Raw genomic sequence first — 322 nt, 5'->3', positions numbered from 1 at the left:
GTACGCCTCACCGGATCTCCGCGAATGGGAGTACAGAGGCCCCCTGCTGACCGGTGACGACGGCCACGGGGCCGTCTGGGAGTGTCCGGAACTGTTGGATCTCGGCGATCGATCCCTCCTCCACGTCTCCAACTACGAGGACGTCGTGTATTTCATCGGTGGGGTCGACGACGGGGAGTTCGACGTCGCCCACCGGGGCGTGCTCGACCACGGCGATTTCTACGCCCCGCAGTCGCTCCGGGACGGCGATCGGTATCTGACCTGGGGGTGGCTTCCGGAAACACGCGGGACGGCCGCTCAGTGGGACGCCGGCTGGTCCGGA

The 322-nt window shown here is 67.1% G+C and carries 1 pseudogene; it reads left to right on the top strand.

The features are described 5' to 3' along the window. Positions 1 to 322: pseudogene (locus tag EXE44_RS18830) on the top strand (sucrose-6-phosphate hydrolase); the annotation flags it as partial.

It is taken from the genome of Halorubrum sp. SS7, from assembly GCF_005435055.1.
GTDB lineage: Archaea > Halobacteriota > Halobacteria > Halobacteriales > Haloferacaceae > Halorubrum > Halorubrum salinarum.
The sequence above is the reverse complement of the archived record's forward strand: the minus strand, read 5'-3'. Positions and strand labels throughout refer to the sequence as shown.